Raw genomic sequence first — 1,094 nt, 5'->3', positions numbered from 1 at the left:
GCACCATTGACCCCAGCATGAAGTAGCAAACATAACGACCGGGCGGGTCAGTTCTCGGTGACAACGCTGGGTCAGTTCTCAGTGACATCCAACAGGCAAGTCCTCAAGGTGCCGATCAAACCACTCAATTAGCCGATCCAAGACCTCGGGTGGTAAATTGCTGAAAAGCATCTCCTTTAAAGAAGCAACGGATGAGGGCACTGGAATTCTGTGAACTCGTCTGTTTACTGCGTCGTCCAGTGAAAGCGCTGAGCGATCTCGCGGGTTCATTGTGGTGAGAACAATCAGATTTGGCGCGATCTGCGTTTCGGACTGAGAAATGGAAAGCGTAAATTTCCGGCCCCGATGTTCAATGTACGTAAGCAACTCTCCAAGTACGGAGTGAGCGTTCGCCCTGGTAAATTCCTCGATCACCAAGACATACTCTCTTCCGGGGTCCTCCAACGCCTTTTCATTAATTTTCCGAAGGGTCTTTGGACGAAGCTGAAAGCCCTGTCCATCAGCTCTCGGAACAAACCCTTCAACGAAATCCTCGTATGAAGTACTATCGTGGAATTGGATCTCCATACTTCTCGACGGATCTCCATCAGTGATTTGATCGGCCACAATTCTCGCCAGACGAGTTTTCCCCGTCCCTGGTATACCTGAGAGCGCTATGATTTTCCGAGCACCGTGCACCCTAACCGCCGTCAACACCTCTTTCACCAAATTAACATCAGCTGTCGCCAACGGCGGGCGTTCCGCGGCCTCAACTGGCGACATCAAGTAGGAAATGTAGCTCGATCGATTAGACCAAGCGTCCTGCGGGACTTCAGGAACGGCTTCATCGAGTAGACTATCAAAGATTGCGGCATTCTCATTGGTCAGCGTACGAAAGCCATCGGAAGCCGCTTCCGAGGGGATCAACACTCCGCCCAAGCCAGCTCGGTTGAACCAAGGTGTTATGTGCCGTGGATCGTTGGTGAGAGCGTTCTGGCCAAGCTCCTTGAGCTCCACCTCGCTAGGCTCCAGACCCATTGATTTCAGGTCTTTGGCGTGATTCAGGCTCCGCGAGGAGACCTGATCTATGAGCAATCTTTACTGGCTGACCGAGG

1 protein-coding gene is annotated in these 1,094 nt (G+C 52.2%); it reads right to left on the bottom strand.

What is annotated here, in order from left to right; genetic code table 11:
* Nucleotides 1-78 precede the first annotated feature (78 nt).
* Nucleotides 79-996, bottom strand: a complete 918-nt coding sequence (locus EV216_RS18070; protein ID WP_165899332.1) for an AAA family ATPase — start codon at nt 994-996, stop codon at nt 79-81.
* Nucleotides 997-1,094: the final 98 nt, after the last annotated feature.

The sequence above is a fragment of the Rhodovulum steppense genome (genome assembly GCF_004339675.1).
In the GTDB taxonomy this organism is placed as follows: Bacteria; Pseudomonadota; Alphaproteobacteria; order Rhodobacterales; family Rhodobacteraceae; genus Rhodovulum; species Rhodovulum steppense.
Note: the sequence above shows the minus strand (reverse complement) of the source record. Positions and strands in the feature narration are given on the sequence as shown.